Source organism: Brevibacillus invocatus (assembly GCF_003710915.1).
In the GTDB taxonomy this organism is placed as follows: Bacteria; Bacillota; Bacilli; order Brevibacillales; family Brevibacillaceae; genus Brevibacillus; species Brevibacillus invocatus.
This window is the reverse complement of the sequence record NZ_RHHR01000028.1, coordinates 124,267-150,825: the sequence shown is the minus strand read 5'-3', so window position 1 is coordinate 150,825 and position 26,559 is coordinate 124,267. Positions and strand designations below refer to the sequence as shown.

Sequence of the window (26,559 nt, the reverse complement as noted above, 5' to 3'; positions counted from 1 at the left end):
GCTGTTTATGGGGCATCCTTTTTATTTGTCGTGATCCAGCATGTCTAGCTGTCGACAAGATTTAATTGCCAGGAAACGCCGTACCGATCCTGCACCCAAGCAAACTTTGAGCTGAAAGGATAGGCACCTAGAGGCATTAAGACGATGGATTTGCGTATTGGTATACACCCATTCATTTGACGGATGAAGAATTTCAGGAGCTCGTCCAATCTGTTAATCAGATTATTGAAAAAGCGATCCATAATGAGCCGACAACGGATCGTACCTCTCGAATCTTTGCAGGTATGTTTATTCCGCAAAAATCTTAATTGCATTTCAACAGCCTCATGAACCAGTTTCACGGATTTTAAACGAAGATATCCTTTCATTCACCTTTACTACACCGTTTTCGAATAGAGTGATTTACAAATAGGAGGCGATTATAGATGAGTGTTCAAGTTGTGCTGGGTGATCAAGATTTATTCTTGCATATTTCAGGCTGGACCGCAGTTGCCACTTTGAGAAGGAAGATAGCCATTCCCTACAGTACGGTCGAAGAAGTTCAAGTGGGAAATTTTCAGTTTCCCTGGACTGCTATAAAAAGAACGGGCATCACTTCGCTCGGCTATAAAGCTGGCCATTTCCTTATTGATGAAAAGAAATATTTCTTATCCTTTCATGATGACAATCGAGCAGTAATCCTGAGTTTGAAAGATAATGAATTTGACCATATTGTAATGGAAAGTGAAAATTCAGGAACCGGTATGCAATACTCTTGGGTGTTCATACTATCTGTTCCTGTTAATAAAGCCCAACTTCTCATTTGACTTACTGAGAAGTTGGGCTTCTGTTTTTTGCGTATTGGATATCCTTCTTTACTGTGACTTGGAGGACGCCTGTTTTTTCCGAATCATATTCATAAACGTTCGCAGCTTGTTGCCGCCGGGCAACCAATCCAGCTCCTTGTCATCGATAAGTGGTATCAACAACAGCAGTCCAAGATAGACAATCATTCCGACTGCAACGCCAGCTACGGTTTCCGCTGCCCCCAGCAGGCGCAGCTTGTCATTCCAGCCTAGCAAATATCCGACTCCTTCCGTCGTACCCCACGCCAATACCAGCATCAGATTGGCGACAAGGAGCGGGTAGAGCGTGTCAAAGCGCCAGTGAATGGGTACGTAGACAAGACGACTGATCGTGCGCATATTCAGGATGCAGACGAATGCCGTCGCACACAGCCAGGAGAGCGAAAGACCTTCCATCCCAAACCACGATGTGAACAGCAGCGTCGCAGCAATTTTGACGAGTACCCCGTACATCAGGTGGCGTGCCGGAATTTTTTCTTTGCCCACTCCTTGCAGGATTCCATTGGTCGCAAGCAATAGCGACAGCGGGATTGCAGTGACACCCAGAATCGCCATCGCTCGCGTGCCTTCTGCATCCCCATACAACGCCAGATTGGCACCCTCTGCTACCGCTGTCAGACCGAGGCCAGCTGGCAAGCCGATCAGCCAGGCAAAGCGGAGGGACAGCTTTGTCAGAGTCGTGACCCGCTCTTCATCCCCTTGCCTCTTTGCTTCTGCAATGGCTGGCACGATGGAAAGAGCAATCGAGGACCCGAAGAGGCTTGCCATCTGTAGTAAAGGGCCACCACGGCTGTAAATGCCAAACCAGGTATCCGCCGTCAGACCATCTACATGCCAGATGTAACGGAAGATGTTAATTGCTAGGAAAGAATCCGTCAAGCTGAAGATCGGAATCACCAGCGCGCTCAGGCATATCGGCCAAGCGATTCGCCACATCGTCGAAAAGAAGGCTCGATCATACCACCAGTCCAGACGATTCCACTGTCCGCCGGCAAAAACGGAGTTTTTCCGGTTGTGCAGCCACATGAGAAAAGCCAGGAAACCCAGACTTAAAAACGTGCTGATCATTGTACCGAAGTTGACGCCGGTAATCACCGTGTCCGTATCTTCTCCCAAACGGACCAGGTAAAGAGAGGCTATGAGGATAAAAGCTACCCGCAAAGTCTGTTCGACAATCTGGGACAGCCCGACATACATCATTTTCTGATGTCCGTAAAAGAAGCCTCGAATCACCGCAATGAGCGGCACAAACAATAAGGATAGGGATATAGCACGGATCGGTTCGATCAGATGCGGGTTTCCCATCAGCTTGGCAATCAGGGGTGAGCTGGCGTATAAAATCGCGAACAGGACAATCCCGATCCCGCCCATCATGACCATGCTTCGTGCCAGAATTTGTCCGACAGCGCCTTTCTTGCCCTCTGCCAAAGCTTCAGCAATCACTCTGGACAGCGCTACAGGCACTCCTGCCGTTGCCAGCACGAGGAAGGTCAGGTAGAGCGGATAGACTTCCTGATAGAGTCCAAGACCACTGTCACCGACTATCTCCTGCAGAGGAATCCGATAAAACATCCCGATAATTTTAGATAAAACTCCTGCTATAGCGAGTATCAACGCACCAGCGAGGAAATGGCTTTTTTTCAACATGGGTAACTCCTTTGTTCACGTCCCGGACTTGGGGGTCTCCCAACTGGCATGAATCCACTCTCTATCCTACTATCATTTTCCCGTTCCAGCAAACAGGTATAACGATGCAATTCGGCAGGAATACTGGTGAAAAACAGATTCCAACGACTTCTTTGAATCGTCTGCCTGACAAGGTGGAATGGTCGTGCCTGCAACCGGTTTTTGGATTCGCCGTATACAGTGGCCACTGATGGAAACATTCAAGGAGAACCGTACACGTCAATACATGTCTGAAATGCTGCTAGCACAAAGCTTGGAGAAGGAAGCGTTGCTTGAAAGTCAAAGAAAGAAGCTAGCGAGTTTGCTCGATCACGCCGTCCGCCACGTTCCGGCTTACACGGAATTCGCAGCGGAATGGGAAACGAATCGCGACCTGCCCGAGCGTTTTTTGCAGCGTCTCCCCATCCTGGACAAGACGCGCTTTCGGATGAATCCCGATCCTTACCTCTCTCGACATGCAAACCCGGCCAAGCTCATTGGCAACAGGACGGGCGGTTCTACCGGTGAGCCCACACGCTTTTATCTGGATCGCCCTGCTGTCGAGCGGTATGAAGCAGCTCGTTGGCTAGGGCTCTCTTGGCATGGAATCAACATCGGAGATCCATGCGTCATGATCTGGGGCTCACCTCTGGAATTGAATCAGCAGCAACAAAGCCGTCACCGCTGGAAGGAACGCTGGCTGAAGAATCGGCTGATTTTGTCTGCCTACGACATGGATGAGAAACAGCTGGACACATATAGGAAGCTGATACAACGCTTTCGGCCAACCTACTTGTACGGATACGCCTCGGCACTGTACACGCTTGCCAGTATGCTGAAACAGCGCGGTCTTGTTCTCGGTATCCCTTTAAAAGCCGTCGTCTCCACAGCCGAAAGCTTGTACGAACATCAACGCAAAACGATGGAGGAAGCGTTTTTAGCTCCTGTCATCAACGAATACGGTGCTCGTGACGGCGGGATGATCGCCTACCAGTGCCGCAAGGGTCATATGCATATCTTTAGCGAGAATTGCTATTTGGAGGTTGTAGATCCGACTACAGGACTGCCGCTCTATCCTGGTGAGGCAGGGGCAGTCCTCGTAACGGACCTGCACAACACGGTCATGCCTCGCCTGCGCTACCAGCTGGGAGATGTTGTAGCCCTTTCCACCCAAACCTGCGATTGCGGCATCAACTACCCCTTGCTGAAGCAGATAGACGGCAGAGAAGACGACATGTTCATTTCCCAACAGGGAGGGCTCGTGCACGGCCACTACTTTAACCACATCGTGCGAAACATGGACAGCTTTCGGACGTTTCAGATCGTGCAGCATGAGCCCAATCATCTGAGCCTGAAGCTGGTCAAGGAGCCCAGCTCCTATCAGCCTGCTGATGAGACTCGGCTTTTAGCCGGCATTCACGACGCTTTAGGTGATGTCAGCATACAGGTCGCTTACGTCGATCATATTCCGCCGAGTGCTTCAGGAAAAACGCGATACGCCATTCGGGAGTGCCCGCTTACGACTGCCCACGGGATGGAGTGACACGCTTCAAAACCTTTTGCAGCAATTCCGCTACGAGCGGTTCACGCATCAGGACCAGAGATGCACTGTATAGCAGCATTCCGATGCCGATGCCAAGGATCAGGTACAGCCAGAGTGCAAGCTGAGAAAGCATGGGATCTAGCAGCAGTATCCCTGCCGCCATAATCCCGCACGACAGAATGGTCCTTGCCATCGTCCATAAAAAACTGGACTTCACAGGGGTTCCAACAGCCCGCCAAAGCAATAGAAATAGCAGAAGCGCCTGACTGAAGGCGGATACGGCTTGTGCCAGTGCGATGCCTCCATGTTCAAGGGACGGGATCAACAGCCAGTTTGCAGCCACGTACACCCCGATCCCGACCACCCCGATGGTGACGGGTGTACGCGTGTTTTCCAGCGCATAGAAGGCACGGGTCAGCAAGTCTCTCGCAGCCAGCGCATAGAGTCCCAGTGCATAGAAGGGCAAGGCCCAAGCGGTCAAAGCTACGGATTGTTCGTCGAATGCTCCTCGCTCAAACGCAAGGCGAATGATGGGTTCTGCGTACAACGAAAGTCCGACTGTAACCGGAATTAATAGGATAAACAGATAGGCGAGGCCTTTTTGCAGAATGTGCTTCATCTCCCCCATCTCTCCCCTCTTCACGTGGGTAGCGAGCAAAGGAAAGAGCGGCAGGGTAAACGCACCTACAAAAATCGCCATCGGCATTTGAACGATCTGATTGGCGTTGGCTAATGCTGAGATCACCCCGGTACCGACGGATTCTGCGAAGCCGCGCTCCAAAAAGGTGGTTGCCTGTGCCACGACAGCACCGATCAAGATCGGTATCACTCTCTCCCCCATTCCAGCAAGTGCTTCATCTTTTTTATAGGAAAAAGAGAGGCGATGCTGATAGCCAAAACGGCGCAGTGTCGGGAGCATGGTGGTCATGGCTGCCAGATAGCCGAGCGATGTCGCAATCGCCAGACCCGTTGGACCGTAGAGCGGGACCAAAACATACATGCTGCCAATCACGATAGCGCCGTTGGCAACGGTTCCCAATGTCGGGGTAAAGAAATGCTGATGGGCATTGCACATACTGGACCACAAACCGGTCAAACCGATGAAGACTGCAGACGGCCACATCCACTGCAGCATCTCTGCGGTCAGGTCGAGCTTGGCCCCCGTCAAGCCGAACATCCCAGCTATTTCATGGGCAAACACTACCCCAAGTAGAGCGACCGTACCAAAAACACCCAAAATGATGCCCAGCATTTTGTGATATAGCACATCCGTGCGTTGTTCCTTTTCCATCAAACCGCGCATCGTCGGGATCAGGACCGCATTAATCGCTCCGGGAATGACGAGAAAGAGCGTCAAGGGAATGGTCGCCGCGATGTTGAAGGCGTCTGCCTCCATCCCTGTCCCATACAAATTGGACACGTATACGCTTCGAAAAAAACCTAGGAGTCTTCCAACCAGCGTCAGTACGACGATCATGGAAGCGGTTTTGAGCAAACTCATTTCACTAATCCCCTTAATTCGGTCTAGCTCTTTTTTCTTGAAAATACCTTGCTATCATATCTCATTTCTACGGGTCCTACCAAGCACTTTCCCTTCCAGCTTGCTTGGAGGTTGTAAAATTCATTATAATGGGTTGGTTAATCCCTGCGTAGGAGGACTACAAATCAAATGAGAGATACCGTGTTGAAGTGGGGAGGACAATCAAACACTTGGTTGTACTTGCTATTGGCCTACCCCCTTATCGATTACCTGTTGCGGAACATTCTACCAATTCCAGTCGTTTCGTCTTTTTGGGATGAGGTTTTACTGATTGTCTTGTCGTTGTTTACCTTCTTCGCCTATCTGGAAGGAAAGCGTGCCATGCCAGGGATCAAGCATGTACTGGCTGCGTTATTCGTACTCGGGGTGGCGCTGATGGTGACGGATATGGCCAACTGGAAAGCCAGTGTGGAAGGCTTCCGGTCTATCTATCAGTATCTCATTGCCTTCTTTATTGGATTTTATCTGCTCAAATCCATTGAGCAACTGGAAAATCTCTTAAAAGGACTCGTCATCGTCGGCTTTTTGACCGGCTTGTACGGGGTGATGCAGGTCGTGCTTGGCGTAGAAACACCTGGTTCTTGGGTACAGGAAGGCGAAGCCATTACCACACGCGCTTTCTCCTTCGTCACAAGTCCCAACGTGCTCGGCAGCTACATGGCATTGATTGCACCGATCGCTACCGGACTGTTCCTCAAAACCACGAGCCGTAAGGAAAAGCTGATCTGGGCTGTCGTTACGCTGGTTACTTTGCTCGCGTTGCTGCTGACTGCATCCCGCGGTGCCTGGTTCGCTCTCGCGTTTTCGCTGTTCATCTGTTTCTACCTATGGAAAAGGCGGATCGCTCTGTATCTCGTACTCGCAGGAATTATTGCTGTCATTGGACTCTACAATGTACCTGATTCCGTTCCCATGCTAGGATCACTGAAAAATCGTGTATTTGGAATTTTTACGCCGGAGTACCTGGCGTCGAGTATGCAAGCAGGACGCCTGGACCGTTGGGGCGATGCTTATGACAAAATGCGCATCGAGCCGCTTTTTGGTGTGGGACTGGGCCATCATGGCGGTGCGGTAGGATATCGCCATTTCGGAACCATCTACTCCGACAGTTATTTCTTTAAAAGCTTGGCCGAATTTGGTCTGATCGGAATTACCCTGCTGCTTATTTTTGTCACGATGATGCTGAGAAACGGAGTCAGAGCTGTAAAAGTGTGGCGCAACTCCCCCCACTTTTTCTTACTCTTAGGCTTGTTCGGAGGGCTATTCGCTGTCGCTTTGCACAATTTCGTAGAAAACATTTTCGAGGTGCCGTTCATGGCTCTCTACTTCTGGCTGTTTGGTGGTATTTTCAGTGCACTGCTTGCCGATCAAACACAATCAAAAAGGGGGTGAATCCATGCGCAGCAATCCAATCGTACAGAGCCTGGGGTGGGCCGTATACGCCATCGCCCTGTTTCTGATCTACCATCTGCTCGTCAAGCCGGCATTCCTTGATCTGACCTGGATCGCCTTGCTTGTCTTTCTACCATTGCTGGCTGGATTCTACTTCTTGATCCATCCTAGCGAACGTCGCCAGGTTCTGGTTTTCACCATCGGCTTTCTGCTGCTAGACCGTGCGCTAACACGCGTAGATGTCAAAACAACAGCTGCTATCCTGATCGGCGGAGCGATCGCCGTGATCGTGATTGGCCTGCTTGTCAAATGGTACGGACGCCTCAACTGGAAAGCAGTAGGTGCCTTGGTCATCATCGCCCTGCTTGCCAATGTCACGTTCAACCGCTATACCTTAACGGCCTTAAGCCACTTCACTGTGACAGAAGAGACGGATCGCCTTTACAACGGTGACTGGGTAGACTACTTCCCGATCACACTCTACGATGTCGATGGAGATGGCAAACAGGAGATTGTCACCTACGGCAATGCAATGGAACTGCCTTTACCGGAGACCGTGGAAAAACCGGAGACAGAAGAAGAAAAGAAAGCCTTGGCTGAAAAGCTGCTTCACCTTCAGCCTGAGCCTGTGTCCCTGTACGTCATGCGCTGGCAGGATGGCCAACTGGTTCGGATGGACAACAAGGAACTTTCGCCAGAAACCCTGGCACTCATCCGTGAGCAGATGCCGACGGACTATCCGGGCTTTCCTTACTATACGATGAAGGATGATCAGCTCGTTCCCAACGTCCAGCGTCAGAACTACGCAGAAGCCATGCTGCAAGTCGGTACAGCTCCATACCGCGCTTTCCTTTTGGATATGGAGAACATTGCCAACAAGCTGGCAGAGAACAAGGGTAGCATGGACTTGCGCCAGGAGCTAGGGCGCAACTACAAGGATTTGCACATCATCGATGGAGTCCTTACTGGAACCTATGATGGCAAGCCTTTTAGCGGCCCTACTGACGCTACCAAGCTACTGACGACCATGATGCTGCCCGACGGACGAGAAGGCCTGATGATCATGGGCCAACACATTAGCGTCATGACCGTGGAAGCGGACGGTTCACTTAAGGAAGCCTACGTCCTCACCCGTAAGGAAGCGGAGCTGGCCACTGCCGAATTTATCCCGGCCGATATCGATCATGACCAAGTGGATGAGCTGCTTTTGGCAGGCAAGCCTTCCTACATTTTAAAACCGACTCCTGAAGGAACGTGGGATATCCTCTGGAAAAGCGCGGACGGCGATGATAGCTTCCGTTTCTCCAATTACGCTGCTGTGGGAAATGGCAAGGCTGAAATTATCGCCAAAGCGAAAAGCTGGGTCAGTACGACAGACAGCCGTTATTTAAGTGGATTTGACTATACGCCGGCAGGCTTGAAGGAAAACTGGCGCATTTACCTGCCACTCATCAACGTGCAAATCGGCGACATCGATGGCGACCAGCAAAACGAGATTATCGGAACCATTTACAACACACACCGCATCCTGGTGTTCAAACAGCACGATATTCCTGTCATTCCAATCACGATTGCCATTTTTATCGGGTTGGTGGCCTATGGAATCGTAAGGAGGGTTCGCCATGCGTAAGCAATCAAAAATCTTTTCCTTGCTTGCTTCCGTCTGCATCGCTGCCCTGCTTGGCGGTTGCACCTACGAATCAGGTACGAAGACATTCGCGACCACCAATTTCAACAATACTCCCTCTCAAAATACAGAGGGGCTGAATGAATCAGGAGCAGAATGGCTGCAGTACGCGCTGGAAAAGGCGAAAACCGACCCCGACGCACAAAAGTACTGGTACAAGGGACATGTCAAAAACATGATTCTCTCCCGATCTGTCACCAGCATGTTTAACGGAGCGGTCGTCAATGACAAGGGCTACAACGTCGATGCGCGCATCGCGGCTCAGCCCTATCAATACTACCGGATCGATGACAAGCACTTCATTCGCGCCAAGGACTACTGGGTGACGGCGAGAGACGAGCCGCTCGCTTTTGATGTACTGGCAGGATTTGATGACTGGCTGCCATTTATGGACAAAGCGGTTCAACTTCCCGATGACAAGGTTTACGGGACATTGAGCGCTGTATTTCAATTGAAAATGACCGGTGCGGAATGGCTGGCGAAGAGTCAGAGTCCCTTGTTTGAACCTCTGAAAAAGCAGCTGGGAGACCGCCCTGATCTGAAGTACATCCTGAATGAATCCACGATCAAGACAACCTTCTGGATCGGCAAGGAAGATCGCTTGATCCACCAGTACCAGACTTGGATCATTCTCCCTCTGCCAGAAGCAGGCACAATGGACCAGGAAGTCTTCTTCCAGCTCTACAAGTACGATGATCCTGGCATTCACATCAAGGACCCTGCAGAAGTAGAAAAATACCTGCTGCACTAAAAAATATGCTTGCCTGCTACACATAAGCAGGCAAGCACGTTATTACGACCTGACACTCACAGTCAGGTCTTTTTTCTCTCTTCTTTGCAGCGTACTTGCCACACCCAGGAGTACCGTGAGAGCACCGGCAAGACCGAATACCCAGCCCAGACCGAGCCATTCCCCCAAGACAGCCCCGATAGAGGGCGCCGTCAGAATGGCGATGCCCTGCACCGCCATCGCTACAGCAGATACACGTCCGATCAGCTCGGGTGGCGTCTGCGTCTGAATGAGGTAAGCGTAAGGAACCGTCATGCCCACTCCTACAGCACCCGCAAAGGCAAAGTTGATCACCCAGAAAATGGTATTCCCATACCCAACACCATAGATCGCACCACCTGCTACGATAAGCAGTTGCAGACCAGACACGATTCTGCCAAAAGCCATAAACAGAATGGGATTCCTGCGCCACGCGGTGAATTGACCCACCAGCAAAGCTCCACACACAGAGCCGCAGCCAAGAGCAGCCGTAACCAATCCATAATCCATAACATCCAAACCCAGCAATTTGATTAAAGGGGGGAAAAAGCCGTCGTAGAGAAAGATGATGAACATCGACAGCCCTACGATCATCACTGCCGAACGCATCAGGCGGTTGCCAAATAAAAAACGGATGCCTTCGGTGACTTCCCTCGTAAAGCTTGGCTTGCCGTCCAGTTCACGATTGACTGCCGCAGCTGGGATAAAAGGCAAACGCAGCATGATCAAAAGTGCGATAACAAAAAGCACTCCTTCCACTGCGAAGACCGCTGTGGTGGAGGAATACGTCAGTAAAAGCCCCCCTAGAGCTGGACCGATCATTTTCATGCCATTGTTCACCATTTGCCCCAAAGAGCTTGCTTCTGCCATCTCCTCTTGGTCTACCAAATGGCGAAGCATGGACTGTCGGGCAGGTTCGATCACGGAGGCCAATGATGACTTCAAAAAGATTAAGGGAAGCAGCACATAGAGATTGGGGGCGAGCAGAAACCCTGCGATCACCAAAATACGCAATCCCGTACTAAGCAGTAAGACCGTTCGACAGGACAGCCGATCGACCCAGACTGAAGCCAAGGGTCCAACGAACAAAAATGGGGCTCCCATCGCAATCACCGCAGCGGAATTTGCTGCAAGTCCGAGGTTCCAGGTAAATGTAATCAGTGCCCCAATAGCCAGCAAGTCCAGCCAATTTCCCAGATCGGCAAATATTTGAGAGAGAAAAAAAGTGCGATACGAGCGATTCCTCAAAGGAGTAAATACGTTTCTTTTCATCATCCTGTCATCCTTCCTTGTTACTCCTCTTACCTTAACAAGGGAATGTCAGAGATGTATCAAATACTCCGCTTCTCCAGAAAGAGACTGTACAAAAAGGCGGCGAATGAAAAGAAGGCCATTGCCCAGTACAGATAGGAGCCTCCAAGCATCTGAAAAACCCAGCCGCCAGCTATCGACCCAACTATTCCGGAGAGGCCAAAAAACAAGACGGCCAGAACGGTCTGCCCCGTCGCCTTCCACTCTTCGGGAATAATGCGGTACAGATATTGAATGGATGCTGTATAGAAGATGACAAAGGTGATCCCCTGCGTGATTTGCAGGTAGACGACCCAATCCGCAGAAGGTGCGAGGGCACACAGGACGTAGCGTATCGTATACAATACTGCGGCTGTGGTAATCAGCCTGATCTCACTCCATCTCTGCAAAAGCCGCGCACTGATCGCAAAAAACACCACTTCACTGATCGCAGCCAAAAACCAAGCCTGCCCCACATCCCCCGTACTGCCGCCCAAGCTCTGTACGTACACTCCGAGGAAGCTGTCGTTGGTTCGATGCGGAGTAGAAGCCAGCAGGACAAGCAAGAAAAAGCGCAGGGTGCGTGGATAGAAAAAAAATTGCTTCAGCTCCTGAAAAGAGAGCTTATTCTTGCTGGCAGGAGCATCCGGCACAAACAGGCAAATGGCAAACGTCAGTGTACCAAAAGTCAGATAGAGCCACGCCAGGGAGTCCATCCCCCACACATCGACCATCCAGCCAATGACGAGCGAGGAGGAAGCAAAGCCAATTGCTCCGTAAGTACGAATCGAACCAAAGCTGATCTTGTTATCTTCGGCAATCCGGTAATTCAGACTCTCTGTCAGCGGATCTGTTGGCATCAGAAAAAAATACATAGCTGCAACCAGCAGGAACAAGATAGAAAACTGAGAGCTAGTAAACAACAAGAAACCGATCGCTACAGAAAAGCCGACGGTCAATAAAATAATCCGTTTGATCGTCTTAGCTCTGTCGCTCAGCATTCCCCAAAACGGCTGCGACAAAATTCCGATGAACGATCCCACTCCTACTAGAAGACCAAGCTCTGCTGGAGAAATGCCACGATGGGTGAGATAAATCGGCAAAAAAGAAATAAACATAGAAAGAATCGAAAAGTAAAAAAAATTGTAAGCTCGCAATCGTTGAACCGCCATGTTCACTTTCGTACCACACTCGTTTCTCATTCTCGTTTAAAATACCCCGCAACCAATCGTCGCAGGGTAATCGAAAAGCACGTACTATAATCGTTGGATACCGATGACGTCATTCATCAGCTGGGCCAGCTGTCTAGCCTGCTCACGCCGTTCGTACGGCTTCACACGTTCGGCGAAGTCAGCTCCACGCCCATCAGCGTCTGTAGTGGCTGCAGCTGCCTTCCACTCGCGATACAGCCGTAGATAGGCCTCCTTGATCGCAGCCTTGTCCTCGGGGTCTGCCACCTGACCGAGTTGGAACTGCTCGATGATGTCTGTAGCCTCTCCCGCTTTGTTGAGCGCGAGAATCGGCTTGCCTATTCCCATGTACTCATACAGCTTGCCAGGAATGTAGGCGCCAGCATCTGCTGATACATCTCCGATCAACAGCAGGGCGTCAGCACCCTTCATCAGGCCGAGTGCTTCTTTGTGGGGAAGATTGCCCATCAGACGGACGTTGTCCTGCAGTTTCAAGCGTTCTACGCAATCACGGTTCTCACTATAACCGGGGTAGTCGAATACGCCTGCAAAGCTAAGCAGCAGATCATGTGGATCGATTTCTCCAGCGTCGATCAGTTCTCTGATGGCTTCAAGGAGCAAGCGTGGATTGCGTTTTTGATACAGAATACCAGCGTAGACGGCGTGAAATTTCCCAGGAACGCCATGCAAAGGCTGTAATCCTTCAAAATCGGCTTGGTCAAATCCATTGTAGATCAGCTCCAGCCGCTTGATCCAGGCGCCGTGCTTCTTACGGAAATTATCCGCAAACGTGGCTGTTACCGTCGTGATCGCATCCGCTTCTGACATCACGCCTGTCTCCATTCTCTCCTCCAAACGTTCCCGCCAGGCGATGCCCGAGGTATGCATATTTTGCGTCCAGGGATCGCGAAAGTCAGCAATCCATCGACAGCCTGTTTCACGCGCCAGCTTTCGTGCTACCAGATGATTGGTGACGGGTCCCGAGGTAGAGAAAATCACATCTATCTTTTCCCGCCGCATGATCTCCCTGCCCAGCTTGACAGCATTCGGCATCCAGAGAATCTGGTCATCGGGGATCAGCAGATACGGTTTCATTTTCTTCAAAAATTGAATCACTTGTTTTTTCAAAACGGATTTTATGGAAGGTTGTGGCGGTGTTACGGCTGTTCCATCGCTAGAGGTCACCGCAGCACTGGCTGCCCCTCGATTGGGGATGAGCTGCATTTCCTTCGCCCGGTGAATCTTTACTTCTTTTGGCAATTGCGCCAGAAGACTGGGATCCAAAGTAGCATGATAGGCGGGTTCAACAGTCAGCACGTGGACATTCCAGCCATACTCTCCCAGATATTTCGCCATTTTTAACGGGCGCGGCACTCCACCGCCGCCGATGGGCGGAAATCCATAACATATGATTAACACATTGTGGCCATTCATTCTGGTAACCTTCCTTGTCCTTTTCGTCTCATCTTGCTTGCTATTTCACTCACTTACGATACCATAAGTGGCGTCTTATTGCGAATCTACCGGGCATCTGCTATAGTGAAAATGGCTTTGTCATTAAGATTCGGGTGAATTTACATGAGTAAACTACGAGTCCTCCACGTAATTGGCGGAGGAGAATTTGGCGGCGCGGAACAGCATATTCTCAATCTTGTCTCCACTTTTCCAGCTGAGGAAGTGGAGGTGGCAGTCGTGTGTTTTTACGACGCCCTTTTTGCAAGCGAGCTAAGAAAGGCAGGGATCCAGGTGCTGACACTGGATCAATTTGGTCGTTTTGACCTGCGCCTTTTACGAGCTTTGAGAAAGACGTTCCAAGACTTCCAACCAACCATTATCCATACACACGGCATCAAGGCCAATTTTTTTTCCAGACTGGCTTCCAGAGCCTTAGGCATACCGCTGGTCACTACCGTACACAGCTCCCTTCGCTACGATTACGCCGGTGCTCTTGCCTATGCCATCGTCAGCTTGATGGAACGGGGAACACGCCTATGGAATCGACACTACATCGCGATCAGTGAGGCGATAGCGGAGATTTTGCGAAGTCAGGGAGTTCCTGCCAAGCAAATCAGTGTCATTTACAACGGGACGGATTTGACGCCCTATCGTCAGACCCAGCTTCGGGAGTCGGATCGGGATCGGTTGCGCAAGGAATGGAACATCCCGGATGACGCTTTCCTGTTCGGGACAGTGGCTCGCTTTGTTCCGGTAAAAGGCTTGCCGTATTTGATTGATGCCTTTGCCCAGTTGCTCGCAGAGTCAGACGCGGATCTTTCGCATGCTCCTTACCTCGTCATGGTCGGAGACGGCTCCGATCGCCCCCTGCTGGAAGACAAGGTTCGGGAGCTGGGCTTGGAATCCCGTGTACGTTTTGCAGGCTTTAGGCAGGATATTCCCGCTTGCTTGCACGCCTGTGACGGCTTCGTCCACTCTTCTATTTACGAAGGCCTGGGCTATACCATCATTGAAGCGATGGCCTCTGAGGTTCCTGTCGTAGCCAGTCATGTAGGAGGCGTAAAAGAATTCGTCTTCCACGACCAGACCGGACTGATTGTCCAGCCAGGCGATGTACAGGGACTTACTCGCGAAATGAAGCGGCTCCTAGAATCGTCAGAGCTGCGAAACAAGCTGGCTGACAACGCTTTGGAGAATGTAGAGCGCACATTTACGATTGAGCAGATGACCAAACAAATTATTGCGCTATACAAGAAGCTGCTTACCTAAAAATCGCAAGCACGACCTGTCTTTTCCAATTACTAGACAGAGGTCGTGCTTTTCTCGTTGACGTATTTTGGGTTGCCTAAATATCCACAATTTGGTTTGATAGAGTGGAAATGATCATTTTATGAAGCGCCAAGAAAGGTTGGAGATCAGCATGAAACTTTTTCTTTCTGTCGACATGGAAGGAATCTCCGGGATTGTGGATGCGTCGTACATCAACCCTGATACTGGTGGGGTCAATTATCAACGCGGTCGTCAGTTCATGACACAGGATGCCAATGCCGTCATTGAAGCAGCCCTCGACTGGGGCGTAACTGAAATCCTGGTAGCCGACAGTCATAACACCATGAACAACATCCTCTGGGAATCGCTGCATCCTAAAGCTCGCCTGATTGCGGGTACACCGCGTGATTACTCGATGGTTCAAGGCCTGGACGAGAGCTTCGATGCCGCCATGTTTATCGGGTACCATACACGCCAGGGTGTACCGGGTGTACTCAGCCATACCATGTCCGGTGTCATTCGCAATCTGTACGTCAACGGTCGTGTCGTCGGCGAATTTGGCTTTAATGCGATTTATGCCGGACTGTACCAAGTGCCTGTCTGTATGGTATCAGGGGACAACCTGATTGCGCAGGAAGCGAGCGAGCTGATCCCTGGCATCAGCACAGCAGTCGTGAAGCATGCTGTCTCACGTACCGCTGCCTTGTGCCTCTCACGTGAGGAAGCTACTGCAGAATTGAAGCAAAAGACAAAAGCAGCTCTCTCCAACCTGAAGGATATCGCTCCATTCCAAACGGCTACGCCTTTAGAGGTAGCCATTGAATTCGCGCATGCCGGCCAAGCGGAATTGGCTTCTATCGTGCCCGGTGCACATTACGAGACTGAAAGCGACACCGTCTACTTCAAGGCAGCCGATCAGCAAGAAATGTACAAAACCATGCGGGCGTTGCTCAACCTCGCTGGTGGTGCCGAATTCTTCTAAGCTGCACATGCAAAAACCTCGCCCAACGCGGTTCTTAAGCCCGTTTGGCGAGGTTTTTTATTGGTTAGATGCGGACCACGGTAACGGTCTGATCCAGTTCACGCGGAATCCGATTTTTCGTATCGAACAAGACAGGGGATCCAGCCATATTCGAAACCAGGCTCGTCCAATCGATATCAGCAAATTCCTTTTGCACAGCAGTCAGCAGCAAAGCATCTGCTCCTTGAACAGCCTCCTGCAGTGTATTGGCCTTGTGCTCATAGCGAGTGGGCACGGCAGGATCATAGGAGACGACCTCTACCCCTCTCGACTGCAGATTGTTCACCAGATCATGCACAGGACTTACGCGATCATCGTTGGAGAAGTCTTTCATGGCAAGTCCCAAAACCGCTACTCGGCTTCCTGACAGCCTTTTCCCTTTATCCTTGAGCGCATTTTCCAGCATATCAATCAGCACATCCGGCACTCCGTCGTTGATGTGTCTGGCCTGCTGTAGAAGTGGCAGCGACACGCCCAGCTCACGTGCTTTTGGCTGGAGGTAGTACAGGGCATTCGGCAGACAGAAACCGCCAACACCCGGTCCAGGCGTCAACAGATTTACCCGTTTATGCGTGTTGGCTACCTTGATCAGTTCGAAGGTATCAATGCCAAAAGACTCCGCAAAGCGGGCAAACTCTTGAACCATCGCAATATTTACATCGCGTTGAATGTTTTCAATTACTTTCGCCGTCTCGACCACGCGGATATCCGAGATGGTGACATCCGTTTCACTGATCACGGAAAGCAATTCTTTTCCTTTGATCGCACTCTGCTCGTTGATTCCTCCGAGTACAAGCGGCATGTGAATGAACTCTTCGAATGCCCGTCCCTCAGCAATACGCTCCGAGCAATAGGTCAAATAAAAATCGGTACCCGCTACCAGGCCACTGACTTCTTCCAGAATGGGTGCGAGCACTTCTTCCGTTGTACCCGGTACTACTGTACTGCGGATCATGATGGTATCGCCTTTTTTCAGGACACTTCCCAACGTCTGGGCACAGCTCTTCAGAGGGCCCAGATCTGGGTCTCCATTGTGGACAGGGATGCCAGCTGTCACGATATAGTGGTTTACCTCTTTCGCTGCCTCTTCGTAAGAGGTTGTAGCACGGAATCTGCCGGCTGCAATCTGCTCTTTCAGAATCTCAGGCAGTGTTTTACCCTGATAGGACTCCATATGGTGGGAATGGCCCGCATTAATCTCATCGACGACGCGAGGCACAACATCAATCCCGACGACGTTTGCTCCTTTCATGGCGTAGGTTAGCGCCAACGGCAAACCGACAAATCCCAATCCGACAACAGCTACGCGCACAGGCTGAGTCATTGCGTATCTCCTCTTTCACGTTCTCTAGTATTGCGTGAGCATCGTACAATCGCTACGCTGAATTCTTTCGGCTTTCGCTTAGTTTACAACAGGTAGTAGACACCTGCCAGGACAAACAGTGCACATAATACAATGAGCACCTTGTACAAGGTTTCCAAGGACGCTCCTCCCCATAATTGACAGAATCAGAAAGGGTAAACGTACAAAGCCAAGCTTGCTTCCTGATCCTGCAAGAATAACCAACCTCTAATACGAAGTCGCCCATCCTTGAATTGGCTCGATAGAGGTTTTCGTAAAACATGTCTTCGCCAATGGCTAATTATACTCCCGATTTTGCTCGGGTTCAACCTGATGCCAGACTTACAGCCTATCGGATGAGACTGGCCCCGATGATGTAGGAAAATCCGATGGAAATCATCATGGCTATAAAGCCGATCGCCAGATTTCCTTTGGCAATTTCGTCGTCGATCTTATAGCCTGGCGTCATGAATTCGAACACGAAATAACTGATGAGCAGCAGCAGGAAACCGAATGTTCCCCAGATTAAGCCCTGCCCAATCGAGACGTGCTCGGAGATAGAGTACCGGAAAATATTGGCGGTGCCAAAAATCTTTCCACCGGTCGCCATAGCCACCGCCAAATTCCCTTTCTTTAACTCCTCCCAAACCTGGTACTTTGTCACCAGTTCAAACAAGGACAAGAACACGATCATCGCCAGTCCCGTTACAGCAAAATGTGCTCCCGTAGCAAAATACGGGTTGTGCAGAAGGCCCCCCATACATTCTCCTCCACGATTATTTCAATTCCGCAATCGTAGCACCTACGCCGCCTTCTCCCTGGCCGCCTAGACGGAATGACTTGACGTTGCGGTGTTGTCTCAGGTATTCATGTACGCCTTTACGCAAGACACCAGTACCATGACCGTGAATGATCGAAACAGAATGAAGTCCTGCCAAAAGGGCATCGTCCAAAAACTGATCGATCTCCCGGATACTGTCTTCCACATTGTAGCCGCGCAGATCCAGATCCATCTTGATGTTGTCGCTTCTGCGTTTTACCGATGTGTACGGTTGCGCCTGTTGCTGGGTATTCGCTGCTTTCAGGACGTTCATGTCTTCGCGCTTGACTTTCATTTTCATGATGCCGATCTGAACCAGGAACTCGTCATTGTTTATTTTTTCGAGCACGGAGCCTTTTTGTCCAAAGCTGGTGACCATGACCTCGTCCCCTACCTTGATCTGTGTAGCGCGTACAGCTTTTGCCGGCTTCTTCACTTTTTCCTTTTCCAGCTCCAAGACTGCATTGCCCAGACGTTTTTTGGCTTCGATCAGACGGTGTTCCTTGATATCCACACCGAGGTCACGCATATCGCGCAGCTCGCGAATGATCGTCTCTGCCTCTTCCTTGGCCAGCTGCACGGCGATTCTCGCCTCATCCTCGGCTTGCTCCATGCGTTTGTTCTTCTCTTCTGCGAATCTGGCTCTTTCTTCCTCCAGCTCACGACGCAAAGCTTCTGCTTCCCGGCGCAGCTTTTCTGCTTCCTGACGCTCTGCTTCGGCTGTCTTGCGATTTCTCTCCAGGGAAGCAATCATGCTCTCCACCTGGTTGTCTTCCTCGCTGATGGAGCCCCGTGCCACCTCAATGATGTGTTCGGGCAGGCCGAGACGACGCGCGATGGCAAAAGCATTGGATCGTCCTGGCACCCCGATCAGCAGTCGATAAGTAGGGCGCAGCGTTTCTACATCGAACTCTACGCTGGCGTTGATCACTTCCGGTCTGTCATAGGCGTATGCCTTCAGTTCACTGTAGTGCGTAGTCGCAATCAGCCTTGCCCCGGACGAAATCACATGGTCGATGATGGACATGGCCAGCGCGGCCCCTTCTGTCGGGTCTGTACCGGCCCCCAGCTCATCGAAGAGCACCAGACTTTTCTCATCCATCGTAGCCAGTATGTGAATGATATTGGTCATATGACTGGAAAATGTGGACAAGCTCTGCTCGATGGATTGCTCATCCCCGATGTCTGCAAATACGGAGGAAAAGACGGTCATTTCACTCTCTTCCTCAGCCGGGATATGCAAGCCCGACATCGCCATCAGAGAGAGCAAACCAATGGTCTTGAGGGAAACAGTCTTCCCTCCCGTATTGGGTCCTGTCACGACGATGGCCTGATACTCTCCCCCCAGCTCCACATCTACCGGAACCACAACCTCACGAGGGATCAGCGGATGGCGAGCCTTTTTCAAACGCAGATATCCCCGATCGTTCAGACGTGGACAGATCGCCTTCATGCTCCAGGCAAGCTGTGCTTTGGCAAACATGAAGTCAAGCTCTGTCAAGGCATCTACGTTCTCCAGCAGGGCTTCTACCGCAAAGGAAACCTGTTCCGTCAACAAATATAAGATCCGCTCTACTTCGCGTTCTTCGCGCAGACGAAGCTCCCTCAGCTTGTTGTTCATCTCGACGATGACTTCCGGCTCGATAAACAGCGTCGCCCCAGAAGCCGACTGGTCGTGTACGATTCCGCCAAAGACATGCCGGTACTCCTGTTTGACCGGGATGACGAAGCGATCCCCACGGATGGTGACGATGCTCTCCATGAGCATTTTTTGGTACGAAGAGGAACGCGTCATCTGATCCAGCTTTTCACGAATCCGTGACTCAAGCTGTCTGATTTCCTGGCCGACCTGGCGAAGCTCTGCGCTGGCGCTATCGAGCACCTCGCCATTTTCATCGATACAGCGGCGAATCTCCGTCTCCAGCTCGCGCAGTCCTTCGATCCGCTCTGACTGAAATTGCAGCAGGGGAAGCTCTACATTTTCACTCATGTCCAATAAGAAATTCTTCAAGCGGCGTCCTGATCCGATCGTACTGGCAATGTCCAAAAGCTCGCCTGGCGCCAGCATTGCATTGAGTCGGGCGCGCTGTACAGGTCCACGAATGTCCCTGATTCCACCGAGGGGGGCGCTTCCTTTTAAGCGTAAAACCGTTGCGGCTTCCGCTGTTCCTCTCTGGGCGACACTGACTTCTTCAAGCGTCAGGTGCGGAACGAGCGCTGCTGCTTTTTCTTTTCCATATGTGCATGATGCCTTGTCTACCAACATGGCGATCATTTTGTCGTATTCCAAGGTTTTTAACACCCGTTGTTCCACTGTGATCCTCCTTATATTCTCCATCAGCGGTGCTGCATTTCCATTGCCGATGGGAGTCAAGGTCTTCATCGGCGATTACCCACCATTATAACATGCCATGCTCGCCAAGGATAATTTTACACACCATGTTTATGGATAAGCTGACCTCAATAAAGCCAGAATGAAAATGATACAATACCCAAAGGAGGAGTCGATTTGACGTTCATGCGCCATGTCATTCGGTTCATTGTCGCCGCGGTTGTACTGATGTTTGTCGGTTTTCTCGTCCCCGGCTTTTCTGTAAGCAGCTTCTGGACTGCACTGTTAGCGGCTGTCGTTATCGCCGTCATCGGCTGGATTGTAGAATCCTTGTTCGGTGAACGAATCTCGCCCTACAACCGAGGTATTGTCGGATTTCTCGTCAGTGCCGTCGTCATCTATGTAACGCAGTTCATCGTCTCCGGCTTCCGTGTCACCATTTTGGGAGCACTGCTGGCTTCCCTGGTCATCGGGATCATTGACCTGTTCATTCCGATCAAGACCAACTTCAAAGACGGGGATCGCAACAGACAGGAAACGTAAGCTCATCATAACCAAATGAAAACGAGAAAAAGAGAGGCATATGCCTCTCTTTTTTCCTTATCTATGACTTTTCTTTTGCGTCTTCCTGAAGGATCTTGAGCAGTTCTTCGTACTCTTGGCGAAGGCGGTAGTACTCATCCGCAATATTGACTGCTGTAAGTACGGCAATTTTGGCCGTGTCCAAACGATGATTGCCGTTTGCGATTTCGTTCATCTTGTCGTCAACGAAACCGGCCACCGTACGTATGTGATTCACACTTGCCTTGCCACTTAGCCGGTATTGTTGGCCATAGATATCCACCGTCAAACGATTTTTTCCATCACCTTGCACGAGGGGTTCCTCCCTACTGCGACCTTTGCTCTATTGTATCCTTCTTAGGTTACTGAAAATGTCATATTTCGTCAAGCCGTCCTTTTTTTCAACAAATTACATTCGAAGCTCTGCACCAGCTGTATTCTTAAGCGCCTCCACAATCGCCGCTGTCACCTGCTGGACTTCTTCATCCTGCAAGGTGTGCTCGCTGTGGCGGAAGACGAGGGAGAAGGCCATGCTCTTCTTGTCCTGTGCGATGCGCTCGCCCATGTAAACGTCAAAGAGAGTAAGGGATTCAAGCAGATCGCCAGCCGCTTCGCGAATCGTGGCTTCCAGCGTTCCAGCGTGGACATCGCGGTTTACCACCAGCGCCAAGTCTCTGGTTACAGCCGGGAACTTTGGAAGCTGACTGTAATGCCCAACTTCTTTGGCTGCTTCACCCAATGCCGCAATATCCAGCTGGAATACATAGGTTTCCGACAGATCGTAAGCTTTTTCTGTACCTGGATGCACCTGACCCAGATACCCTAGGCGCTGATCCTTGACCCACACTTCCGCTGTACGTCCCGGATGCATGCCAGCCAGCTCCGATACTTGCTTGTACTGGACATCCTGGATTCCCAAGCCAGCCAACAGGGATTCGACCACACCTTTGACCTGATAGAAATCAACAGGCTGTTTTGCCCCCATCCAGTTTTGTGGCATCCACTGTCCAGTCAGAGCACCACCTACATACAATCTTTCTTCTGGAAGCTCTGTCAGTACCTCCTGACGACTGAGGAATACACGGCCCAATTCAAAGATCGCTACGTCGTGTTGTTGACGATTTTTGTTGTAAGCGACAGTCTCCAAGAGGCTGGGCAACAGGCTGGTACGCAGCACGCTGTGATCTTCACTCATCGGCATGAGCAAAGCAACAGGCTTGGTTTCGCCCTGATGCAGCCCCGCTACATCCTCAACACGATCAGGATGTACGAGTGCGTATGAAATGGCTTCGTTCAAACCAGCTCCGATCAAATGATGACGAATGGCACGGCGCAGCTTTTGTTCCGCTGTCAGTTGGCCCTGGGTCGTCTCGCCTGTTGGCAGGCTGGTCGGGATTTTGTCGTAGCCATACAGTCTCGCCACTTCCTCCACAAGATCCTCTGGCAGCGTAATGTCGCCACGTCTGGTAGGCACTGTAACCGTCCATTTTTCATTTGTTCCTTCATAAGGGAATTGCAGACGGTCAAAGATCGGAGAGACTTCATCCGCTGTCAGGGAGGTTCCCAAGTGCTGATTGATTTTTTCCAGCGTCACGCTGACCACAGCAGGTGTTCCTTCCTTGACAACTGCGCTCGCCACACCTTTCGAGACGGACGCTCCGGATAATTGCTGAATCAGGGCGGCAGCACGCTCACCTGCTTCTTTTACTCGAAGCTGATCCACGCCTTTTTCCCAACGAACGCAGCCCTCTGTGCGCATGCCGAGCTTGCGAGCTGTACTGCGAACTGTCTGCGGTGTAAACCAGGCAGCCTCGAGAATAATTTCCTTCGTCTCATCGGTAATCTCCGAGTTGGCTCCACCCATTACCCCCGCAATCGCCAAGCCCTTCTCAGGATCGGTGATGAGCAGCGTCTGTGTGTCCAGCTTGCGAGTCTGGTCATCCAGTGTAACCAGCTCTTCCCCTTCATGAGCCATTCGCACCACGATCTTGCGCTCTGCAACCTTGCCTGCATCGAATGCGTGCAGTGGCTGACCGTATTCCAGCAGGACGTAGTTGGTCACGTCCACGACGTTGTTGATCGGGCGCATGCCTGCTGCCATCAGACGGTTTTTCATCCATTGCGGAGAGCTGGTGATTTGGGCGTTGGTAAAATGACGGCCATGATACTGATAGCTTTCTTCCTGCGCGTCGATGCTTACCTGGATCGGATTTTGCTCGCCGTTTTCCACAACATCTGCTGCAGGCAGTATAACTTCCTTGCCAAAAATCGCGGCTACTTCATAAGCAACCCCCAGCATGGAAAGGCAATCAGAGCGGTTTGGTGTCAATCCCAGCTCCAGGACATAATCGTCCATTCCAAGGTAGGAGACCGCATCCATTCCCACTTCTGCATCCTCAGGCAATACCATGATGCCTTCCTGCTGGTCCTTCGCCAAAAGCTTGTCGTTGAGCCCCAATTCCTTAGCCGAGCAGATCATCCCTTGGGATTCCACGCCGCGCAGCTTGGAGCGCTTGATTTTGAGATCGCCTGGCAAGTGGGCACCTACCATCGCAACAACAACTTTTTGTCCCTGTGCAACGTTGGGAGCTCCACAGACAATCTGCAGATCTTCTTCCTGTCCGACATCTACGATACACACGTTCAAGCGATCCGCATCCGGGTGCTTGGAGCGTTCTTTCACATAGCCGATCACACAATTGGAAACTCCTGCATTACGCGATTCTACTGCGTCCACTTCGATCCCGCTGCGGGTCAGCTTTTCAGCCAGCTCATGCGGTGTGATGCCGCTCAGATCGACGTATTCCGCTAACCATTGATACGATACCTTCATCTTCGCTTCTCCTCTCTATCCTCGGTTGAATTGACGCAGGAAACGAACGTCATTGGTATAAAAATGGCGAATATCCTCTACGCCGTATTTCAACATCGCAATCCGTTCCACACCCATACCAAAAGCAAAGCCGCTTACTTCCTCTGGGTCGTAGCCGGCCATTTCCAGCACGCGCGGATGCACCATACCGGAGCCCAGGATCTCGATCCAGCCAGTCTGCTTGCAGACGCGGCAGCCCTCTCCACCACAGTTGAAGCATTGCAGATCTACCTCAGCACTCGGCTCTGTGAACGGGAAGAAGCTCGGACGCAGACGTACCTGTTGAGTAGGACCAAACATCTGCTTCGCGAAAGTCAACAGCGTTCCCTTCAGATCGCTCATGCCGATTCCTTTTGCCACAACCAGACCCTCGATCTGGGTGAACTGATGAGAGTGCGTCGCATCGTCGTCATCGCGACGGTATACTTTTCCCGGACAAATGATTTTTACGGGTGTTTTTCCTTCCTTCTTCAGCATAGTCCGCGCCTGTACGGGAGAGGTGTGGGTACGCAGCAAGATCTCATCTGTCATGTAGAACGAATCCTGCATGTCACGTGCCGGGTGATCCTTCGGCAGGTTTAGCATTTCGAAGTTGAAGTGATCCATCTCCACTTCCGGTCCTTCTGCGATCTCAAAGCCCAGACCGATAAAAATATCCTCGATCTCCTCGATAATTCGGGAGAGCGGGTGCATGGTCCCTGTCGGAACTGGTCTTCCAGGCAATGTCACGTCGATCGTTTGCGACGCCAGCTTGGCGTTGAGCACAGCCTCTTCCAAAGCGGTTTGCTTGGCGGAAAATGCAGCGTCCAGAGCCTCTCGCACTTCATTGACCAGCTGTCCCACCACTGGGCGCTCTTCAGGAGACAAGCTCCCCATTCCACGCAGAAGTTCTGTCAGCTCACCTTTCTTGCCCAGGTACTTGACGCGCAAATCCTGGAGTTGGGCAGATTCCGTCACCTGGCTGATTTGGCCAAGTGCGGATTCCTTCATCTCTTGCAACCGAGTTTGCACTGTGAATCGCTCCTTTTTTGAATTCATTTTTTCAGCTGGAAAAAAAGAAAAACCCGCCCCCAAAAAGGGACGAGTTACTTTTTTCTCGCGGTACCACCCTTGTTAGACAAAATGGCTGGATGCCTGGCTTTGTCTCACTTAGATCATTGCTAACGGGAATGACCCGGCTGCTCCTACTTGCGTCCATCGACGGTTCAGAGTGCGGCTATGGAGTGAATTCGGCAGCTATCGTGCTAAAGATGCTCGCAGTCTATGGCATCTTCTCCCTGGTAACGCGTAGTTCTCTGCGTACTAGTCTCCATCATGGCTTTCGGTTATAATGATTCCGTATCGAAATTATAGCGTAATCCACATTTACTTTCAATTGTTCATACCCTGCAAGTAGGAAGGGGACGTTAAAAATGATCGAAAAAATCTCTGCACTTTACGACAAATCCATCATCTGCCGACATTGTGAAACCCCCTTTTCCACCAAACGAATCCGTGGCGGTTCGCTTACGATGGAACACAGAGACGCTGATTTTTGCACGCGTTTCAAAGAAAAATCCATGAACCCGATCTTGTACTCTGTCAATGTGTGTCCACAATGCGGCTTTGCTTTTTCCGATCAGTTCAACGCAAAGCTGACTCCTGCACAGGCAAAGATCGTCCAGCAAAAAATCAGCTCGAAATGGACTCAGAAGGATTTCGGTTCGATTCGAAAAAATGAAGAAGCGATTGCCTGCTACAAGCTAGCCATCTACGCTGCTGAGCTAACCGACCAGCCCCATTCTGTCAAAGCTGGGCTGTACCTGCGTTTAGGCTGGTTGTACCGCTTTCTCGACAACACAGCGGAGGAGCTTCGCTTTATTGGCATGGCTGTTGATGAATACGAGCATTCGTACATACACTCTGACTACATGCGCGGCGATAAGGAAATGTCTGAGATTCGCCTGCTTTACCTCATCGGCGAGCTGCACCGGCGCCTTGGTGAATTCGACAGCGCGATCCGTTACTTTGGCAAGGCGCTGGAGTTTCGTAACAGCACAATCGAAAGCGGTATCATCCGCATGGCGCAGGATCAATGGCAATTGGCTCGCGAGGAGTACAAAGAAAAGCAGAAGTTTAAAGGAAACGAACACGAGATCGGCTAACTCTGCCGATCTCTTTTTCTACGCGCTTCGTACATAAACAAACCTGCCGCTACCGCCGCATTCAACGATTCGGCCTGACCATAAATCGGGATGTGAACCTGAAGATCAGCCAGTGCGACCATCTCCGGCGAAACACCACGCCCTTCGTTTCCGATCACGATGGCCGTTTTCCCGCTATAATCCACTTGGTCATACGAGCGGCTCCGCTCACTAAGGGAAGAGATCAGCACACGCCCTCCATAACTACGCCATTCCTCGGCAGTCTGCGGCAAGGAGCGGGTGAAGACCGGCAGACGAAACAAAGCTCCCATCGTCGCACGCACGACTTTTCCGTTGTAAAGGTCCACGCTTCCTTTTCCAAGAACAACTCCATTCACCCCAGCAGCTTCTGCTGTCCGTAAGATGGTGCCGAGGTTGCCTGGATCCTGAATCTCGTCCAAATACAAAAGCAGCAAGTCCTCGCAGCTCTGAATCTGTTGATCTAACCATTCTTCCCATTTAAGCCTGCTTTTTTTCACTACAGCCACAATCCCTTGCGGCGACTTCGTTTCCGACAGCTTGGCCAAGACCGCTCCTGTTGCTGCAATTACCTGCACGCTATGCGCACTGTTTTCCAACGCGCGGCGACAGGCTGCGTCCATTTCCCTCTCGCTATCGTAAAGAATGGTTGTGATTTCGGCACCGCTATGGAGCGCCTCCTCCACCAGATGAGCGCCTTCAATCAGAAAACTGCCCGACCCTTCTCTCCCTTTGCGGTCCAATAAAGCGTGCAGCCGTTTTACCAACGGATTTTGCACCGAAGTAATACGTTCGTGTACCATC

At 51.1% G+C, this 26,559-nt stretch carries 21 protein-coding genes, 1 pseudogene and 1 other annotated feature; of the genes and pseudogenes, 9 read left to right on the top strand and 13 right to left on the bottom strand.

Annotated features, from left to right (window positions below):
- Positions 1 to 44: 44 nt before the first annotated feature.
- A pseudogene (locus EDM52_RS15400) lies at positions 45 to 143 on the bottom strand (VOC family protein); the annotation flags it as partial.
- Positions 144 to 425: 282 nt separating this feature from the next.
- Between EDM52_RS15400 and EDM52_RS15395 the strand changes: the two are divergent.
- Complete coding sequence (locus EDM52_RS15395) at positions 426 to 806, top strand: hypothetical protein (protein WP_122909860.1); 381 nt, start codon at positions 426 to 428, stop codon at positions 804 to 806.
- Between the two features lie 48 nt (positions 807 to 854).
- Here the strand turns inward: EDM52_RS15395 and EDM52_RS15390 are convergent, their stop codons facing one another.
- Positions 855 to 2,492 carry a putative polysaccharide biosynthesis protein gene (locus EDM52_RS15390; RefSeq protein ID WP_122909859.1) on the bottom strand — a complete coding sequence of 546 codons (1,638 nt, stop codon included), beginning with the start codon at positions 2,490 to 2,492 and terminating at the stop codon, positions 855 to 857.
- 184 nt (positions 2,493 to 2,676) lie between these two features.
- On the opposite strand from EDM52_RS15390, the gene EDM52_RS15385 reads away from it, so the two are divergent.
- Positions 2,677 to 4,053 (top strand): phenylacetate--CoA ligase family protein, encoded by a 1,377-nt coding sequence (locus EDM52_RS15385; protein ID WP_122909858.1) that lies wholly within the window; start codon positions 2,677 to 2,679, stop codon positions 4,051 to 4,053.
- Here the strand turns inward: EDM52_RS15385 and murJ are convergent.
- Positions 4,028 to 5,554 carry a murein biosynthesis integral membrane protein MurJ gene (murJ, locus tag EDM52_RS15380; RefSeq protein ID WP_122909857.1) on the bottom strand — a complete coding sequence of 509 codons (1,527 nt, stop codon included), beginning with the start codon at positions 5,552 to 5,554 and terminating at the stop codon, positions 4,028 to 4,030. The genes EDM52_RS15385 and murJ overlap by 26 nt on opposite strands.
- A gap of 168 nt (positions 5,555 to 5,722) precedes the next feature.
- Between murJ and EDM52_RS15375 the strand changes: the two genes are divergently transcribed.
- The 3 genes from EDM52_RS15375 to EDM52_RS15365 are packed head-to-tail and all read left to right on the top strand — an operon-like array spanning position 5,723 to position 9,423.
- The gene (locus tag EDM52_RS15375; RefSeq protein WP_122909856.1) at positions 5,723 to 6,985 is read left to right on the top strand and encodes an O-antigen ligase family protein; all 1,263 of its coding nucleotides are present in this window, start codon (positions 5,723 to 5,725) and stop codon (positions 6,983 to 6,985) included.
- Positions 6,986 to 6,989: 4 nt separating this feature from the next.
- Positions 6,990 to 8,615, top strand: a complete 1,626-nt coding sequence (locus EDM52_RS15370) for a hypothetical protein (RefSeq protein ID WP_122909855.1) — start codon at positions 6,990 to 6,992, stop codon at positions 8,613 to 8,615.
- The gene (locus tag EDM52_RS15365) at positions 8,608 to 9,423 is read left to right on the top strand and encodes a hypothetical protein (protein WP_122909854.1); all 816 of its coding nucleotides are present in this window, start codon (positions 8,608 to 8,610) and stop codon (positions 9,421 to 9,423) included. Before EDM52_RS15370 ends, EDM52_RS15365 begins: the two co-directional genes overlap by 8 nt.
- A 42-nt stretch (positions 9,424 to 9,465) precedes the next feature.
- Here EDM52_RS15365 and EDM52_RS15360 read toward each other — a convergent pair whose 3' ends face one another.
- The 3 genes from EDM52_RS15360 to EDM52_RS15350 all read right to left on the bottom strand — a co-directional run bounded on the left by EDM52_RS15360 (position 9,466) and on the right by EDM52_RS15350 (position 13,355).
- Positions 9,466 to 10,713 carry an MFS transporter gene (locus EDM52_RS15360; protein ID WP_183185128.1) on the bottom strand — a complete coding sequence of 416 codons (1,248 nt, stop codon included), beginning with the start codon at positions 10,711 to 10,713 and terminating at the stop codon, positions 9,466 to 9,468.
- 59 nt (positions 10,714 to 10,772) lie between these two features.
- Positions 10,773 to 11,903 carry an MFS transporter gene (locus EDM52_RS15355; RefSeq protein ID WP_251243072.1) on the bottom strand — a complete coding sequence of 377 codons (1,131 nt, stop codon included), beginning with the start codon at positions 11,901 to 11,903 and terminating at the stop codon, positions 10,773 to 10,775.
- An 84-nt stretch (positions 11,904 to 11,987) separates the two neighbouring features.
- Positions 11,988 to 13,355: a glycosyltransferase family 4 protein gene (locus EDM52_RS15350; protein ID WP_122909851.1), complete on the bottom strand. Its 1,368-nt coding sequence runs from the start codon at positions 13,353 to 13,355 to the stop codon at positions 11,988 to 11,990.
- 144 nt (positions 13,356 to 13,499) lie between these two features.
- Here EDM52_RS15350 and EDM52_RS15345 point away from each other — a divergent pair, with 144 nt between their 5' ends.
- On the top strand, positions 13,500 to 14,645 hold the full coding sequence (locus tag EDM52_RS15345; RefSeq protein WP_122909850.1) for a glycosyltransferase: 1,146 nt from the start codon (positions 13,500 to 13,502) through the stop codon (positions 14,643 to 14,645).
- A gap of 151 nt (positions 14,646 to 14,796) precedes the next feature.
- Positions 14,797 to 15,627 (top strand): M55 family metallopeptidase, encoded by an 831-nt coding sequence (locus EDM52_RS15340; protein WP_122909902.1) that lies wholly within the window; start codon positions 14,797 to 14,799, stop codon positions 15,625 to 15,627.
- 64 nt (positions 15,628 to 15,691) lie between these two features.
- Here the strand turns inward: EDM52_RS15340 and EDM52_RS15335 are convergent, their stop codons facing one another.
- From EDM52_RS15335 to EDM52_RS15325, 3 genes are all read right to left on the bottom strand, one after another.
- The gene (locus EDM52_RS15335; RefSeq protein WP_122909849.1) at positions 15,692 to 16,990 is read right to left on the bottom strand and encodes a nucleotide sugar dehydrogenase; all 1,299 of its coding nucleotides are present in this window, start codon (positions 16,988 to 16,990) and stop codon (positions 15,692 to 15,694) included.
- A 367-nt stretch (positions 16,991 to 17,357) separates the two neighbouring features.
- Positions 17,358 to 17,768, bottom strand: coding sequence for a DUF350 domain-containing protein (locus tag EDM52_RS15330; protein ID WP_122909848.1), 411 nt, complete (start codon positions 17,766 to 17,768; stop codon positions 17,358 to 17,360).
- A 16-nt stretch (positions 17,769 to 17,784) separates the two neighbouring features.
- Positions 17,785 to 20,142, bottom strand: a complete 2,358-nt coding sequence (locus tag EDM52_RS15325; RefSeq protein ID WP_122909901.1) for an endonuclease MutS2 — start codon at positions 20,140 to 20,142, stop codon at positions 17,785 to 17,787.
- A gap of 195 nt (positions 20,143 to 20,337) precedes the next feature.
- Here EDM52_RS15325 and EDM52_RS15320 point away from each other — a divergent pair, with 195 nt between their 5' ends.
- On the top strand, positions 20,338 to 20,703 hold the full coding sequence (locus tag EDM52_RS15320) for a phage holin family protein (RefSeq protein ID WP_122909847.1): 366 nt from the start codon (positions 20,338 to 20,340) through the stop codon (positions 20,701 to 20,703).
- Positions 20,704 to 20,764: 61 nt separating this feature from the next.
- Here EDM52_RS15320 and zapA read toward each other — a convergent pair whose 3' ends face one another.
- The 3 genes from zapA to pheS form a co-directional block, all read right to left on the bottom strand.
- Positions 20,765 to 21,034, bottom strand: a complete 270-nt coding sequence (gene zapA / locus EDM52_RS15315; protein WP_122909846.1) for a cell division protein ZapA — start codon at positions 21,032 to 21,034, stop codon at positions 20,765 to 20,767.
- Positions 21,035 to 21,130: 96 nt separating this feature from the next.
- A complete protein-coding gene (gene pheT / locus EDM52_RS15310; RefSeq protein ID WP_122909845.1) occupies positions 21,131 to 23,554 on the bottom strand; it encodes a phenylalanine--tRNA ligase subunit beta in 2,424 nt (807 codons plus the stop codon).
- A 15-nt stretch (positions 23,555 to 23,569) separates the two neighbouring features.
- Positions 23,570 to 24,604, bottom strand: a complete 1,035-nt coding sequence (pheS, locus tag EDM52_RS15305; protein WP_122909900.1) for a phenylalanine--tRNA ligase subunit alpha — start codon at positions 24,602 to 24,604, stop codon at positions 23,570 to 23,572.
- Positions 24,605 to 24,666: 62 nt separating this feature from the next.
- Positions 24,667 to 24,918 (bottom strand) — a binding site (T-box leader).
- Between the two features lie 87 nt (positions 24,919 to 25,005).
- Here pheS and EDM52_RS15300 point away from each other — a divergent pair.
- Positions 25,006 to 25,737 (top strand): DUF2225 domain-containing protein, encoded by a 732-nt coding sequence (locus EDM52_RS15300; RefSeq protein ID WP_122909844.1) that lies wholly within the window; start codon positions 25,006 to 25,008, stop codon positions 25,735 to 25,737.
- On the opposite strand, the gene EDM52_RS15295 is transcribed toward EDM52_RS15300, so the two are convergent.
- Positions 25,734 to 26,558 carry a TrmH family RNA methyltransferase gene (locus EDM52_RS15295; RefSeq protein WP_122909843.1) on the bottom strand — a complete coding sequence of 275 codons (825 nt, stop codon included), beginning with the start codon at positions 26,556 to 26,558 and terminating at the stop codon, positions 25,734 to 25,736. The two genes, EDM52_RS15300 and EDM52_RS15295, sit on opposite strands and share 4 nt — an antisense overlap.
- Position 26,559: the final 1 nt, after the last annotated feature.